We start from the raw sequence: 15,554 nt of genomic DNA, 5'->3' as shown, positions 1-15,554 counted from the left end.
GGAAGGCCGGACGGCCTCCCGGATGCGGCCAAACGCCCCGATAACGAGCTCGCGAGGCCCGCATAAGGAAACGGCCAGGCTTTTCAGCCTGGCCGCATCTTCCAAAATCGGTTCTTGAAGCCTTATTTCGACGCCGTCGGCAGCGGCTGCGGATGCTCCGACAGCGAGTTCAGATAGGCGATGACGTCGGCGCGCTCGGAATCCTTCGGGATTCCGGCGAAGCCCATCGCGGTGCCCGGGATGAAGCCCTTCGGATTGGCGATGAACTTGTTGAGGTCGTCGAAGGTCCAGGTGCCGCCCTTGCCCTTCATCGCGGCCGAGAAGTTGAAGCCGTTGCGGCCCTGGCCCCTGGCCTCGCCGACGACGCCATAGAGGTTCGGACCGACGCGATTCGGGCCGCCCTTCTCGAAGGTGTGGCAGGCGCCGCACTTCTTGGCGGCGGCAGCGCCCTTCTCGACGGAGGCAGTCTGCAGCAGTTTCTCGATCGGCTCCGAGGAGGCCGCGGCGGCGCCGCCTTCCTTACCGTGGCCGGCGTCTTCCTTCACGGCGATCTCGAAGCCCGGCTTTTCCGGCATCTTGGGCGAGAACAACGCCTGGGCGGTGAAGCTGGTCACCAGAAGAAAGAGACAGGTACCAAGCACGGCACCCATGATTTTATTGAGTTCGAAAGAGTCCATTTCCGGCCAGGCCCCACACCGCAAGAAGGAAACAGCGGCCCAAGCGGCCGCCAGGACGAGCCTCGGGAGAATCAGAACGTTCCTTATTGTTTCCCCGAGTTTTGCCATTGAGATATCGGTTTGCCCGGGGTCTGGCAACCCGTATAAGCGACCCGGCTTCGAACCCGTCCCCACCCCATTTCTCGGCGCGGAAAACGCTCCATTTCCAGGCCCTTGAACCGATGACCGATCCCCGCATCCTGGTGCTGATCCCGGCCCGCATGGCCGCCACCCGCCTGCCCGGCAAGCCGCTCGCCGACATCGCGGGCCTGCCGATGATCGTGCATGTCCTGCGCCGTGCGGAAGCCGCCGGCATCGGCCGGGTTGCGGTCGCCACCGACACGGACGAGATCGCCTCGGTCGTGACGGCCCATGGCGGCGAGGCGGTGATGACCCGCGCCGACCACCCCTCCGGCTCGGACCGCATCCACGAGGCCATGCAGAAGCTCGACCCCGCGGGCAAGGTCGAGATCGTGATCAATCTCCAGGGCGATTTCCCGACCATCACGCCGCAGACGATCCGCGAGGTGCTGCCGCCCTTTGACGACCCCGCGGTCGACATCGTGACGCTGGCCTCCCAGATCCACACCGAGGAGGAGGATCTCGCCCCGAGCGTGGTGAAGGCGATCGGCTCGCCGATCGGGCCGAAGCGTCTGCGCGCACTTTATTTCACGCGCGCCACCGCCCCGTACGGAAACGGACCGCGATACCACCACATCGGCCTTTATGCCTATCGCCGCGCGGCGCTGGAGCGGTTCGTGTCGCTGCCGCCCTCGCCCCTCGAAAAACAGGAGAGCCTGGAGCAGCTCCGGGCGGTGGAGGCCGGCATGCGCATCGACATCATGATCGTCGACAGCGTGCCCCGCGGCGTCGACACGCCGCCCGATCTCGAAACCGCGCGCAGCATCCTTTCCAAATCCTGAGCCGCTGCTACAAGGCCGACCATGAGCAAGATGAAGATCGCATTCCAGGGCGAACCCGGAGCCAATTCCCACATCGCCATCGTCGAGGCCTATCCCGACGCCGAGCCGATGCCCTGCGCCACCTTCGAGGACGCCCTGTCGGCGATCTCGTCGGGCGAGGCCGACCTCGGCATGATCCCGATCGAGAACTCGGTCGCCGGTCGCGTCGCCGACATCCATCATTTGCTGCCGGCCTCCGGCCTGTTCATCATCGGCGAATGGTTCTTGCCGGTCCGGCATCAGCTGATGGCGGTGAAGGGCACCAAGCTCGAAGACATCAAGAGCGTCGAGAGCCATGTGCATGCGCTCGGCCAGTGCCGCCGCATCATCCGCAAGCTCGGCATCAAGCCGATCGTGCACGCCGACACCGCCGGCAGCGCCCGCGACATCTCCGAGCGCAAGGACAAGACCGTCGCCGCAATCGCCTCGCGCCTCGCCGCGAAGATCTACGGCCTCGATATCCTCGCCGAGGACATCGAGGACGAGGCCCACAACACCACGCGCTTCGTGGTGCTGGCGCGTGAGCCGAAATGGGCTCCCCAAGGCTCGGGCCCGCTGGTCACCACTTTTGTATTTCGCGTGCGCAACCTGCCCGCCGCGCTCTACAAGGCGCTCGGCGGCTTTGCCACCAACGGCGTCAACATGACCAAGCTCGAGAGCTACATGGTCGACGGCAATTTCTTCGCCACGCAGTTCTATGCCGACGTCGACGGCCATCCCGAAGACAAGGGCCTCGCCTTCGCGATCGAGGAGCTGAAATTCTTCTCGCGCGAATTCCGCATCGTCGGCGTCTATCCGGGCCACCCCTTCCGCGCGACGTTCAGCGAGACGCAGGATTGATGTCGTGTCCCGGACGCGCGAAGCGCGAGCCGGAACCCAGAAGCAGCGATTGACAGAGCTGCGATGGGCCCCGGCTCTGCAGCGCATCACTGCGTGCTGCGCTGCGTCCGGGGCACGAGAACTTTTACGCAGCCTTCGCCAGCCCAAACGCTTCCGCCAGCAGCGAATACGACTTCTTCCGCGCCTCGTGGTCATACACAGCGGTGATCACCATCAACTCGTCCGGCTTGCTCGCATCGATCAGCGGCTGCAGCTTCCTCTGCACCGTCGCCGGGTTGCCGACGAACAGGCGCGAACGGTTGCGAGCGATCGAGATGCGCTCGGAATCCGTATAGGGATAAGCCAGCGCCTCCTCGACGCTCGGCAGCGGCAGATATTGGCCGCGGTCGCGGCGGAGGCGATTGAGATCGAACGAGGTCGCGAGCTTTTCGGCTTCCTCGTCGGTCTCCGCCGCAACGACGGCGACCGCGAGGATCGCATGCGGGCTCGCGCGCCAGGCCGACGGCTGGAAGCGATTGCGGTAATGCACCATCGCATCGATCGCATCGTGGGACGCAAAATGATGCGCGAAGGCGAAGCCCATGCCGACTTGCGCCGCGAGCTCCGACGAATAATCGCTGGAGCCGAGCAGCCAGATCGGCGGCAGGGGGGTATCGTCGGGCATCGCGACGACGTTGTTATAGGGGTGCCCTGACGGGAATTCGCGGGTCTGCCACAGGATCAATTCGTGCAGCCGCTCCAGGAAATCGTCGCCCTCGCGGCGATCGAGCCGGCTGCGCAGCGCGTAGGCGGTTGCGCCGTCGGTACCGGGGGCGCGGCCAAGCCCGAGATCGATACGACCGGGAAACAGCGCCTCCAGCATCTTGAAGCGCTCGGCCACGACCAACGGCGCGTGGTTGGGCAGCATCACCCCGCCGGAGCCGACGCGGATGTGCTTCGTCACCGCCGCGATCTGCCCGATCATCACGTCGGGCGCCGGGCTTGCGACGGAGGCAAGGTTGTGATGCTCGGCGAGCCAGTAGCGGACATAGCCGAGCCCATCGACATGGCGCGCCAGGTCGATGCTGTTGCGCAGCGCGGCGGCCGGCTTGGTGCCTGTGGTGACGACGGAGAGGTCGAGGACTGAGAGCGGGATCATGGCGCGTTAACGTAGTGAAGGGCTGCGTGGCGGCAATGGTTGGCCGCGCAGGTCTGGCGTGTGCGCGCCGCGCGCGCAGTTGAGCTCGCGGTATTGGGCCAAAGACAGCGGCGTACACACCATCTTCAAACTGCCCACATGAATTCGAGCGGTATCTTGCGCCCCGTAACATTATGGTATCACTGTGTAATTTATACTTCAAACCTTATCCCACATCAGCTTCAAAACGGCACAAAATAGCACACTGCCCAACGGAAGTGGGCTACTTCCCACTTCCGATGGGCTGTCGGCCAGACGGCCTTTGTCCTATCTTACCCGCTCCAAACTTGACCTGACGGCCGGCCACGAAGACTTGGCGGGATCCTTGCGATGAGTGGTGCCATGACTGACCTGACGACGCCTGCGACAGCCGACCGGCAAGACGGGCACCTGAAGCGGCCTGCGATCTCCTTCGAGTTCTTTCCGCCCAAGTCCGAGGAGATGGAGCGCAATCTCTGGGAGACCATCAACCGGCTGGCCCCGCTCGATCCGAAATTCGTCTCGGTGACCTATGGCGCCGGCGGCTCGACCCGCGAGCGCACGCATTCGACCATCTCCCGCATCCTCAAGGAGACCGCGCTGCTGCCGGCCGCGCATCTGACCTGCGTCGGCGCCTCGCGCGGCGAGATCGACGAGATCGTCGACCGCTATCACGAGGTCGGCGTCCGCCACATCGTGGCCTTGCGCGGCGATCCCGCCGGCGGCATCGGCACGCCCTACTCCAGCCATCCCGACGGCTACCAGAGCTCCGCGGACCTCGTCGCTGGGATCAAGAAGCGGCACGCGGATATCGAAGTGTCGGTCTCGGCCTATCCCGAGAAGCACCCCGAGGCGCGCGACTTCGACGCCGATCTCGACACGCTGAAGGCCAAGGTCGATGCCGGCGCGACGCGCGCGATCACCCAGGTGTTCTTCGATAACGACTTTTACTTCCGCTATCTCGATCGTGTCCGCGCGCGCGGCATCGACATTCCGATCGTGCCGGGCATCATGCCCATGCACAATTTCAAGCAGGCGCGCAATTTCGTCACCCGGAACGGCACCACCGTGCCCGACTGGCTCGCCGCGAAATTCGAGGGCCTCGACGGCGATGCAGAGACGCGCAAGCTGGTCGCCGCGACGGTCGCCGCCGGCCAGGTGCAGAAGCTCGCCAAGCACGGCGTCGACACCTTCCATTTCTACACCATGAACCGCGCCGATCTCGTGTTCGCGATCAGCCATTTGCTCGGCATTCGCGCCAAGAGCGCCCAGAAGGCTGCGTAAGAGAAAATGACCGTACCCGTTTCCGCCAAGCGAACTGCCCTGCTGAACGCCGCGCGCGAGCGCATCCTCGTGCTCGACGGCGCCATGGGCACGATGATCCAGAACCTCCAGTTCGACGAGAAAGCCTTCCGCGGCGAGCGCTTCAAGGATTTCCATCGCGACCTGCGCGGCAACAACGACCTGTTGATCCTGACCCAGCCGCAGGCGATCGAGGACATCCACGCCGCCTATTTGCGCGCCGGTGCCGACATCGTCGCAACCAACACGTTCTCGACGACGTCGATCGCGCAGGCCGACTACGACCTCACCGACATCGTCTACGAGATGGCGCGCGAAGGCGCCCGCCTCGCCGGCAATGCTGCAAGGCGCGTTGAAGCCGAGGACGGCAAGCCGCGCTTCGTTGCGGGAGCCATTGGTCCCACCAACCGGACCGCCTCGATTTCCCCCGACGTCTCCAATCCCGGCTACCGCGCCGTCACTTTCGACGATTTGCGCAAGTCGTACGGCGAGCAGATCCGCGGCCTGATCGACGGCGGCGTCGACCTCTTGCTGGTCGAGACCATCTTCGACACGCTCAACGCCAAGGCGGCGCTCTATGCCATCGCCGAAATCACCGAGGAGCTCGGCATCGACATGCCCGTGATGGTGTCGGGCACCATCACCGACAAGTCCGGCCGCCTGCTGTCCGGGCAGATGCCGGAAGCGTTCTGGAATTCGGTGCGGCACGCAAAGCCTGTCACCATCGGCTTCAACTGCGCGCTCGGCGCCGAAGATTTGCGCGCCCATATCGCCGATATCGGCCGCGTCGCCGACACGCTTGTGTGCGCCTATCCCAACGCCGGCCTACCCAACGAGTTCGGTCAGTACGACGAGACGCCGGAATACATGGCGCGCCTCGTTGGCGAATTCGCCCGTGACGGCCTCGTCAACATCGTCGGCGGCTGCTGCGGCACCACGCCGGATCATATCGCGGCAATCGCCGCCGCGGTCGCTCCGCACAAGCCGCGCATCGTGCCGGAGATCGAACCGCGCCTGCGTCTCTCCGGCCTCGAGCCGTTCGTGCTGACGGACGCCATTCCCTTCGTCAACGTCGGCGAGCGCACCAACGTCACCGGCTCTGCCCGCTTCCGCAAGCTGATCACCGCCGGTGACTACACCGCCGCGCTGCAGGTCGCGCGCGACCAGGTCGAGAACGGCGCGCAGATCATCGACGTCAACATGGACGAAGGCCTGCTCGATTCCGAAGCCGCGATGGTGACGTTCCTGAACCTCGTTGCCGCCGAACCCGACATCGCCCGTGTCCCCGTGATGGTGGACTCCTCGAAATTCTCTGTGATCGAAGCCGGCCTGAAATGCGTGCAGGGCAAGCCGGTCGTCAATTCGATCTCGATGAAGGAAGGCGAGGAGAAGTTCATTCACGAGGCGAAGATCGCCCGCCGTCACGGTGCGGCCGTCGTCGTCATGGCGTTCGACGAAGTCGGCCAGGCCGATACCTTCGCGCGCAAGACCGAGATCTGCAAGCGCGCCTATGACATCCTGGTGAACAAGGTCGGCTTCCCGCCTGAGGACATCATCTTCGATCCGAACATCTTTGCGATCGCGACCGGCATCGAGGAGCACAACAATTACGGCGTCGACTTCATCGAGGCGACGCGCTGGATCCGGCAGAACCTGCCGGGCGCGCACATCTCGGGCGGCGTCTCCAATCTGTCGTTCTCGTTCCGCGGCAACGAGCCGGTGCGCGAGGCCATGCACTCGGTGTTCCTGTATCACGCCATCAAGGCCGGCATGGATATGGGCATCGTCAATGCCGGGCAGATGATCGTCTATGACGACATCGACCCTGAATTGCGCCAGACCTGCGAGGACGTCGTCCTCAACCGCGACCCCAGCGCCTCCGAGCGGCTGCTGGCGCTCGCCGAGAAATTCCGCGGCAAGAAGACCGAGAGCAAGGAAGCCGATCTGGCCTGGCGCGAATGGCCGGTGGAGAAGCGGCTGTCGCATTCGCTGGTGCACGGCATCACCGAGTTCATCGAACAGGATACGGAAGAGGCCCGCAAGAATTCCTCGCGTCCGCTCGATGTGATCGAGGGGCCGCTGATGGCGGGCATGAACGTGGTCGGCGACCTCTTCGGCGACGGCAAGATGTTCCTGCCGCAGGTCGTCAAGTCCGCGCGCGTCATGAAGCAGGCCGTTGCCTACCTCATGCCGTTCATGGAGGAAGAGAAGGCGCGCAACCTTGCGAGCGGCATCGGCACCGAGAGTTCGTCGTCCGCCGGCAAGATCGTGCTCGCGACGGTGAAGGGCGACGTCCACGACATCGGCAAGAACATCGTCGGCATCGTGCTCCAGTGCAACAATTATGAGGTGATCGACCTCGGCGTGATGGTGCCGGCCGCCAAGATCGTCGAGACGGTGAAAGCGGAGAAGGCCGACATCGTCGGGCTATCAGGCCTGATCACGCCCTCGCTCGACGAGATGGCGTTCTTCGCCGGCGAATTGCAGCGCGAAGGGCTGAAGCTGCCGCTCTTGATCGGCGGCGCCACGACCAGCCGCGTGCATACGGCGGTGAAGATCGACCCGAGCTATCGCGCCGGGCCGGTCGTGCATGTCAACGACGCCAGCCGCGCCGTCGGCGTCGCCTCCTCGCTGCTCTCGCCGGAGAAACGCGAGGCCTATGCGGCCGAGGTGCGCGCCGAATACGCCAAGATTTCCGACGCGCATCTGCGCGCGCAGGCCGACAAGAAGCGGTTGAAGCTCGCTGCCGCCCGCGCCAATCGCGTGCCGGTCGACTTTTCCAAGAACAAGCCGGTGAAGCCGACCTTCCTCGGCACGCGCAGCTTCGACGCATACGATCTCGCCGAGCTCGTGCCGCATATCGACTGGACGCCGTTCTTCCAGACCTGGGAGCTCGCGGGGCGCTTCCCCGCCATCCTCGACGACGCCAAGGTCGGCGAGGTCGCGCGCTCGCTCTACGACGATGCGCGCAAGATGCTCGACACCATCGTCAAGGAAAAATGGTTCCGGGCCCGTGCGACGATCGGCTTCTGGCCGGCGAACGCGCAAGGCGACGACATCGTGCTCTATGCCGACGAGAGCCGTACCAAGAGCATCGCGACGCTGCACACGCTGCGGCAGCAGCTCGAGAAGCGTGAGGGCCGTTTCAACGCGGCGCTTTCAGACTTCATCGCGCCCGCCGGCGTGCCCGACTATATCGGCGGCTTCGTCGTCACCGCGGGCATCGGCGAGGACGCGGTCGCCGACCGCTTCAAAATGGCGAACGACGATTACTCCTCGATCCTGTGCAAGGCGCTGGCCGACCGTCTCGCCGAGGCCTTCGCCGAGCGCATGCATGCCCGCGTGCGCCGCGAGTTCTGGGCCTATGCGCCGGACGAGGCGCTTTCCAACGACGAGCTGATCCTCGAAAAGTATCAGGGCATCCGTCCCGCGCCCGGCTATCCCGCGCAGCCCGATCACACCGAGAAGGCGACGCTGTTCGAACTGCTCGATGCAGAAGCGACCGCCGGCGTGAAGCTGACCGAGAGCTTTGCGATGTGGCCGGGCAGCAGCGTGTCCGGGCTCTATTTCGCGAACCCCGAGAGCTTTTATTTCGGGGTCGGCAAGATCGAGCGCGACCAGGTCGAGGACTACGCGGCGCGCAAGGGCATGACGGTGGCGGAAGCCGAGCGCTGGCTCGCGCCGGTGCTCAACTACATCCCGTCGCAGCAGACCGACAAGGCCTTCGCGGCAACGCCGGCGAACGACGAGGCGTCAAACGACCTCGCCTCGCATCCGCCGGGCTGCACCTGCGCGGTGCATCTGGTCTGGCAGAAGAAGCGCGCGGGCGCGGGATAAGCGCCTTCAAAACAAAAACGCGAAAACAACCCCATGCACAGTAGCATGGGGTTGAAAGGGTTGACGAATTTTCGGTCTTACCGAAAGCAAGTTGCGGCGTCGGGCAAAACAGCGGTAATATTTCATCATCGCCGACCGCCTGGCATCGTCAGTTTTGGGGTGCGTCCCACACCACTGGTGCCGTTCAGGCGAGCAAGAGCGTAGCCCGCATGAGCGAAGCGACATGCGGGACCGGTCTTCCCGGATATCGCTTCGCTCATCCGGGCTACGACACTCGCCCTGCTGTCTCTCCATCCGTGAACCGGCGCGCGCCTCGTACCGACAAACACGCGGTCGGCGCGCGCGGGAGGGTGCCATTCGCAATCGTCTGGAAATCCTGGCCTTCTGCCTCGTGATCGCCGGCGGGATCTCCGTTTCGCGTCAAGCCGCCTCACCCGATGCGGCGATGGCGCCGGCCGCGCAGCAGCCATCGAAACCAGCGGACGCACGTTCAACCATGCAAACCGTCACAAGGCTTCTCGCCGAGCCCCGCTCGCCGTCGCGCGACGACCAGCTCTATGCCGCTGCGGTGGCCCTGTTCAAGGCGATCGAGGCAGGCGAGGAGCCGGTCGAGAGCCGCGGCATGCTGGCCAGGGCGCTGCACGAAGCTGCGCTCGGCGGGCACGCCAGCGCGTGGGTCGACTATGGCCGCTGCCTGTGGAACGGCTGGGGGGTGCCGCGCGACCGCGAGGCGGCGGTCGACGCCTACAAGCGCGCGGCTGAGCTCGGCCTGGACTACGGCGCCTATCTCGCCGCCTACAATCTCTATTGGACGTTCCAGAGATATGACGACGCCTATGGCTATGCGCAGAAGGCGCTTGCAGGTGGCGATCCCGACGGCGCTGTGCGCTATCTCCTGGGACTGATGGCCTATAATGGTCGCGGGCGTCCCAAAGACGTCGCGGCAAGTCTTGCATTGCATCTGGAGGCGGCGAAGCGCGGCAATGCAGATGCCTATTTCGAGCTGTTCGTCTATGCGATGCAAGGCATCGGCGACCGCAGCAAGGCGGTGTTCTACCTGAAGCAGGCCGGACAACGCGACCAGCCGCGCGCCTGCGCCAATCTCGGCGTGTTCTATGCCACCGGGCAATTGCCTGGCATTGCGCAGGATTTCAACGAGTCCGTCCACTGGTACAAGCGCGCCGCCGATCTCGGCGTCGGCCGCGCCGCAGCAGCGCTCGGCGTGATGGCGACGCGCGGCGAGGGGATGGAGAAGGATCTCGACGCAGCGGAATCCTATTTCGATCGCGCCGAGGAACTGGGGTTCGAGCTGGACGAGTATCTCGACAAGGTTGGCGTGAAGCGGAGCAGATAGTTCACGACACTTCGTCATTCTCGGGTGCGTGCCGACGTCGGGCCCCGAATGATGGAGCCGGCAACTCAGGTCCCACACGCGCGGTGCCCATCCTCCCCTTGAGGGGGAGGATCGGTTCGCATGCAGCGAAGCGGAATGCGGACCGAGGTGGGGTGACAGTCTCTCCACCGAAGCGCTGCCCGTGGTGAGAGATCACCCCACCCCGCTCGCGCTGCGCGCGATCGACCACGGGCGAGCTACGCTCGTCCCGGACCCCTCCAGGAGAGGGTAAGGGACCTCATCCCTTCGGCGGGGCCAGCGGCTGCACGATCTCCTGGAATGGGGCCAGCGCCTCGCAGCGCTCGGTATGCGCGCTGAGCGCCGGATAGCGTGCGGCATCGAACAGCTGCGGATGCGCTTCGCGGGTGAAGCGGACGACACAGGCGACTGCGATGTCGGCGTGACCGATGCGCTCGCCAAGCCAGTACGGCGTCGTCACCCTGACGCACTCGGCTTCGAGCACGCCGAGCACGTCCGCGATCTGCGCCTGACAGCGCTCGACCCAGAGCGCGAGCTGCTCCTTCCGCAGAACGCGCTCGTAGAGCAGGCTGACCGCCTTGTCGCCGAGGCCGGAGGCGAGCGCGCAGATGCGCAGATGCTTGCGCCGGCCGGCGCCGCTGCGCGGCAGCATCGCCTTCCCCTCGCCGACGAGCTCGTCGAGATAATCGAGGATGATCGTGCTCTCGATCAGCGCCTCGCCGTCGTCGAGCACCAGGGTCGGCACGCGGCGCAGCGGATTGTACGGCGCGATCTTCTCGGCATCGCCGAAGGTCGACCACGGCTTGTGCTCGAAGGCGAGCCCATAGAGCCGCAGCGCAATCGCGACACGGCGGACGAAGGGGGAATCGTATTGGCCGATCAGGAACATGGTTCGCGCTCTTCTCGTTCAATGGACAAGGCGGGGCCGATCAGTATCCGCGGGAAGAACGGCGCGGCGCAAGGAAGATATTGGACATGGAGCATTGAGCCGGATGCAACGGCGCGCTCGACAGCATCGCGCGCACAAGACACGCGCGGCGCGCTCAAAGACCGTCTCGGATCTCGCGTTTGATGGCGGCGATCGCGGTTTCGTTGCGCTTGTACATCGTCCACTGCTTGATGCGCTTGGCGCGCACCAGCTTTGCCGCCGTCAGCACCCGCATGTGCTCGCTCAAGGTCGGTGCGCTGACGCCGAGCTTTTCGGCGATCAGCAGTCCGCAGACGCCGTCCTCGACCAGGTCGCCATCGGCCTGCTCGCGGAAATGCTTTCGCGGATCCCGCAGCCAATCCAGGATTTGCAGGCGGCGTTCGTTGGCGAGCGCTCGCAAGGCGACGGCAAATTTCATTTAGCCATTTTGCTAATTACCTAATTGATGTCAACTCTCCGATGCGGTAAGAGGGATGCCATCATGACAGCGACAATGGACATCAATCGGGAGCGGATCGCGGCGACCGAGGCGGTCATTCGTCCGCATATCAGGCGCACGCCGCTCATTCAGGCCGACCTCGCCGATTTCGGCCTGCCGGCGGCACGCGTCATGTTCAAGCTCGAGATGCTGCAGCATTCCGGATCGTTCAAGGCGCGGGGCGCTTTCGCCAATCTGCTGCTGCGGCAGGTGCCGGAGGCCGGCGTCGTCGCGGCATCCGGAGGCAATCACGGCGCGGCGGTCGCGTACGCGGCGCAGCAGCTCGGCATTCCCGCCACGATCTTCGTGCCCGACATCACCTCACCGGCCAAGGCCGAGCGCATCAGCGGCTATGGCGCAAAGCTCGTGATCGCCGGCAACCGCTACGCCGATGCGCTCGCCGCCAGCGAAGCGCATGTCGCGCGGACCGGCGCGTTGGCCGTTCATGCCTATGATCAGGCCGAAACCCTGCTCGGCCAGGGCAGTGTCGCCCTGGAGCTGGAGCAGGATGCGCCCGGCATCGACACGTTGCTGGTGGCGGTCGGCGGCGGCGGACTGATCGGCGGCATCGCGGCGTGGTACGCCGGCCGGACGCGCATCGTCGCGGTCGAGCCGGAGCAGTCGCCGACCCTGCACGCCGCGTTCGAAGCGGGCACGCCGGTCGATGCGCCGGCCGGCGGCATCGCCGCCGACAGTCTCGCGCCGCGGCGCGTCGGCGCGTTGATGTTTCCGTTTGCGCGGTCCCATGTCGAGCGCGTCGTCCTCGTCAGCGACGAGGCGATCCGGCAGGCCCAGGCCGCCCTGTGGTCGCGCCTGCGTCTCGTCGCCGAGCCCGGCGGCGCAGCCGCGTTTGCCGCGCTGCTTTCCGGCCGCTATCGTCCCGCGGCCGGCGAGCGCATCGCGGTCCTGGTCTGCGGCGCCAACACGACGGCGGTGAATTTCGACAGCTAATTGCGGGGTGCATGATCACGTCGGGCGCAGCGCGCGGGATTCACGTGCCGGTCGGAGCAGATTGGGCTGACGTGCTTCAACGCCATGCAGCGGGGGCTTTCGCTAGCGAGGGCGGAGCAGAAGGTGTTTTGAGGAGTGCGTGAGGAGTAGCCCGCATGAGCGTAGCGACATGCGGGGACGTCCTCTAAGAGCTGCCCCGGATATCGCTTCGCTCATCCGGGCTACGACGCCGTTGCGTGTTGATGTGTCGACTTGAAGGGAAGCAGCAGCACCACGCTCGGTCATTGCGAGCGCAGCGAAGCAATACAGAATCTTTCCGCGGAGGCAGCCTGGATTGCTTCGTCGCAAGGGCTCCTCGCAATGACGGTGGGGAGGCGCCGCGCACTACTCAATGATCGGCACATGCCTCGCCGCAGTTCGCGGTGCGGCGCCGTCGAGACGCGGATCGTCGGCAATCTCGATCTGGCGGCGGAAGGGGCGGAAGCCGGAGCGCTGGTAGAACGCGACGGCGGAGGGATGATCGAAGGTGCAGGTGTGGACCCAGACGCGGTGGACATCGCGTGACCATGTGAGCTCCAGCGCGCGGTTCATCAGGAAGCGGGCGGCACCGGTACCGATCAAGCCGGCGGTGACGCCGAAATAGACCAGCTCGCAGTGGCCGGGCTGCCGGAAGTCCAGCTCCAGCAGACCTTCGTCGCGGCCGTCCACGGCCAGGGCATAGAGTTCGATTCCCGGCGCGTGGATGATTGCGGCGAGCTCCGTGTCGCTCATGCGTGCGCGGGAGAACCATAGCCAGTCTTCGCCGACGCGGCGGTAGATGTCGCGGTACCAGTCGGGCGCGGGGGTGTCGATCTTGCGCAGGGTCCAGCTGCCGGGCGGATCGGCGCGGCGTGCGGGTGGTGCGGTCATTTCGAGATGGGTGACGACGGCGGCGATCTTGCCGGCGGGGACGTCGGAATAGCCGTCGGGGAGGATCATTGCGGTTTCCTGTTGAGCCAAGCGCGAGCCACATATCCTATGTCGTCCCGGCGAAGGCCGGGACCCATAACCACGAGTGTAGATTATTTGGCGAAGCTGGAACGACGAGTCCCGTTCACAACATCGGCTGCGGAGTATGGGTCCCGGCTTTCGCCGGGACGACGTTGATAGAGAGCTATCAGCCCTCGCCCTCGTCGCTCGCCAGCACGCCCTTCACCGCCCTTGCCCAGCCGGCGAGCTTCCGCTCGCGCGTTGCTTCGCTCATGTTCGGCTTGAAGCGGTGCTCGAGGCGCCAGTTGTCGGCGAATTTTGTCGGCTCGGGATAGACGCCCGCATTGAGGCCGGCGAGATAGGCGGCGCCCAGCGCCGTGGTCTCCTGGATCACGGGGCGGTCGACCGGGGCGTTGAGGAGATCGGCGAGGCGCTGCATGGTCCAGTCGGAGGCGGTCATGCCGCCGTCGACGCGGAGCACGACGCTGGCGGTTTCCGAGCTCGGCCAATCCGCGCGCATCGCGGCCCAGAGGTCAAACGTCTGGTAGCAGACGCTTTCGAGCGCGGCATGGGCCAGCTCGGCGGGACCGGTGTTGCGGGTGAGGCCGAACAGCGCGCCGCGGACGCGCGGATTCCAGTAGGGCGCGCCCATGCCGACGAAGGCGGGGACGAGATAAACGCTCTGCATGGAGTCCGACTGATCGGCAAGAGGCCCGGTCTCGGCGGCGTGCTTGATGATGCCGAGGCCGTCGCGCAGCCACTGCACCGCCGAGCCGGCGACGAAGATCGAGCCTTCAAGCGCGTAGGTGCGTTTTCCGTCGAGCTGATAGGCGACGGTGGTGAGCAGCTTGTTCCTGGAGACGACGGGCGTCGTGCCGGTGTTGAGCAGGGCAAAGCAGCCGGTGCCGTAGGTGGATTTCATCATGCCAGGACGGAAGCAGGCCTGGCCGATGGTGGCGGCCTGCTGGTCGCCGGCGATGCCGGAGATCGCGATGGCGCCGCCGAACAGGTCGGGCGTGCTCTCGCCGAAGCGGGCGGAGGAATCCTTCACCTCGGGAAGCATCGAGCGCGGCACGCCGATGATCTCCAGCAGCTCGTCGTCCCACTGGCCGGTGTGGATGTTGAACAGCAGCGTGCGCGAGGCATTGGTGGCGTCGGTGGCGTGCACCTTGCCGCCGGTGAGGCGCCACAGCAGATAGCAATCGATGGTGCCGAACAGCAGCTCGCCGCGCGCGGCGCGCGCGCGGGCGCCGGGAACGTGGTCGAGGATCCAGGCGACCTTGGTGCCGGAGAAATAGGGATCGATGATCAGGCCGGTCTTCTGCGAGATCACCGGCTCACGGCCGTCGGCTTTCAGTTTCGCGCAGATGTCGGCGGTGCGACGGTCCTGCCAGACGATGGCGCGGTGCACGGCCTGGCCGGTGGCGCGGTCCCACACCACGGTGGTCTCGCGCTGGTTGGTGATGCCGATCGCGGCGATGTCCTTTGCGCTGATGCCGGCATGCTCGATCGCCTCGCGGCACACCATCACGGTCGAGGTCCAGATGTCCTCCGGCTCGTGCTCGACCCAGCCAGAGGCCGGAAAGTGCTGCGGAAACTCGGCCTGCGCCTTCGCCGCGATGGAAATGTCGCCGCGAAACACGATCGCGCGCGATGAGGTGGTGCCCTGGTCGATGGCGAGGACGAAAGACATGGCGGCTTACCTTCGCGTTTTCTTGGCGTTTCCCTGATAGGGTCATTGTGTCGGGCCAAAGGGAGCGGATTGGAGGCGGAAGGTCAAGGTTGGATGATGGTGGTGTCCTTACCCTCCCCTGGAGGGGGAGGGTCGCTACGCATGCAGCGAAGCGGAATGCGTTGCGGGGTGGGGTGACAGTCTCTCCACCGATGCGGTGCCCGAGTGGAGAGATCAGCCCACCCCGCTCGCGCTACGCGCGATCGACCCTCCCCCTCCAGGGGAGGGTAAGAGAGACATCGCCCGGAGCACCAGGTCCGACGATGCTTCAAGGGTGTGGTCTCAGCCTCGCGCGATCCGTAGAGCTCGAC

12 protein-coding genes and 1 pseudogene (1 of these 13 only partly in view) are annotated in these 15,554 nt (G+C 65.5%); 6 read left to right on the top strand and 7 right to left on the bottom strand.

The window, feature by feature from the left end:
- Window positions 1–122 precede the first annotated feature (122 nt).
- Window positions 123–677, bottom strand: coding sequence for a c-type cytochrome (locus N2603_RS08105; protein ID WP_018646575.1), 555 nt, complete (start codon window positions 675–677; stop codon window positions 123–125).
- Window positions 678–898: 221 nt separating this feature from the next.
- On the opposite strand from N2603_RS08105, the gene N2603_RS08100 reads away from it, so the two are divergent.
- Both N2603_RS08100 and N2603_RS08095 read left to right on the top strand, forming a co-directional pair.
- Window positions 899–1,639, top strand: coding sequence for a 3-deoxy-manno-octulosonate cytidylyltransferase (locus N2603_RS08100; protein ID WP_260388332.1), 741 nt, complete (start codon window positions 899–901; stop codon window positions 1,637–1,639).
- A 21-nt stretch (window positions 1,640–1,660) separates the two neighbouring features.
- The gene (locus N2603_RS08095) at window positions 1,661–2,518 is read left to right on the top strand and encodes a prephenate dehydratase (protein ID WP_260388331.1); all 858 of its coding nucleotides are present in this window, start codon (window positions 1,661–1,663) and stop codon (window positions 2,516–2,518) included.
- A 124-nt stretch (window positions 2,519–2,642) separates the two neighbouring features.
- Here the strand turns inward: N2603_RS08095 and N2603_RS08090 are convergent, their stop codons facing one another.
- Complete coding sequence (locus N2603_RS08090; protein ID WP_260388330.1) at window positions 2,643–3,656, bottom strand: LLM class flavin-dependent oxidoreductase; 1,014 nt, start codon at window positions 3,654–3,656, stop codon at window positions 2,643–2,645.
- 381 nt (window positions 3,657–4,037) lie between these two features.
- On the opposite strand from N2603_RS08090, the gene metF reads away from it, so the two are divergent.
- The 3 genes from metF to N2603_RS08075 all read left to right on the top strand — a co-directional run bounded on the left by metF (window position 4,038) and on the right by N2603_RS08075 (window position 10,167).
- Window positions 4,038–4,958 carry a methylenetetrahydrofolate reductase [NAD(P)H] gene (metF, locus tag N2603_RS08085; RefSeq protein ID WP_260388329.1) on the top strand — a complete coding sequence of 307 codons (921 nt, stop codon included), beginning with the start codon at window positions 4,038–4,040 and terminating at the stop codon, window positions 4,956–4,958.
- A gap of 6 nt (window positions 4,959–4,964) precedes the next feature.
- A complete protein-coding gene (gene metH, locus N2603_RS08080; RefSeq protein ID WP_260388328.1) occupies window positions 4,965–8,813 on the top strand; it encodes a methionine synthase in 3,849 nt (1,282 codons plus the stop codon).
- A gap of 496 nt (window positions 8,814–9,309) precedes the next feature.
- Entirely contained in the window at window positions 9,310–10,167 is an 858-nt protein-coding gene (locus N2603_RS08075) for a tetratricopeptide repeat protein (RefSeq protein WP_260388327.1), read from the top strand.
- Between the two features lie 277 nt (window positions 10,168–10,444).
- On the opposite strand, the gene N2603_RS08070 is transcribed toward N2603_RS08075, so the two are convergent.
- On the bottom strand, window positions 10,445–11,074 hold the full coding sequence (locus N2603_RS08070) for a glutathione S-transferase family protein (RefSeq protein WP_260388326.1): 630 nt from the start codon (window positions 11,072–11,074) through the stop codon (window positions 10,445–10,447).
- Between the two features lie 154 nt (window positions 11,075–11,228).
- A complete protein-coding gene (locus N2603_RS08065) occupies window positions 11,229–11,531 on the bottom strand; it encodes an ArsR/SmtB family transcription factor (protein WP_235543256.1) in 303 nt (100 codons plus the stop codon).
- A 27-nt stretch (window positions 11,532–11,558) separates the two neighbouring features.
- On the opposite strand from N2603_RS08065, the gene N2603_RS08060 reads away from it, so the two are divergent.
- Window positions 11,559–12,542 (top strand): threonine/serine dehydratase, encoded by a 984-nt coding sequence (locus tag N2603_RS08060; protein WP_260388325.1) that lies wholly within the window; start codon window positions 11,559–11,561, stop codon window positions 12,540–12,542.
- Between the two features lie 384 nt (window positions 12,543–12,926).
- On the opposite strand, the gene N2603_RS08055 is transcribed toward N2603_RS08060, so the two are convergent.
- The 3 genes and pseudogenes from N2603_RS08055 to N2603_RS08045 form a co-directional block, all read right to left on the bottom strand.
- Window positions 12,927–13,520, bottom strand: coding sequence for a GNAT family N-acetyltransferase (locus N2603_RS08055; protein WP_260388324.1), 594 nt, complete (start codon window positions 13,518–13,520; stop codon window positions 12,927–12,929).
- A gap of 178 nt (window positions 13,521–13,698) precedes the next feature.
- Complete coding sequence (gene glpK / locus N2603_RS08050) at window positions 13,699–15,204, bottom strand: glycerol kinase GlpK (protein WP_260388323.1); 1,506 nt, start codon at window positions 15,202–15,204, stop codon at window positions 13,699–13,701.
- A gap of 83 nt (window positions 15,205–15,287) precedes the next feature.
- Window positions 15,288–15,554: pseudogene (locus N2603_RS08045) on the bottom strand (endonuclease domain-containing protein) (it continues 332 nt past the right edge of the window).

Origin of the sequence: Bradyrhizobium huanghuaihaiense, from assembly GCF_025200885.1 — a bacterium.
Taxonomy (GTDB): Bacteria; Pseudomonadota; Alphaproteobacteria; order Rhizobiales; family Xanthobacteraceae; genus Bradyrhizobium; species Bradyrhizobium huanghuaihaiense.
The sequence above is the reverse complement of the archived record's forward strand: the minus strand, read 5'-3'. Positions and strand labels throughout refer to the sequence as shown.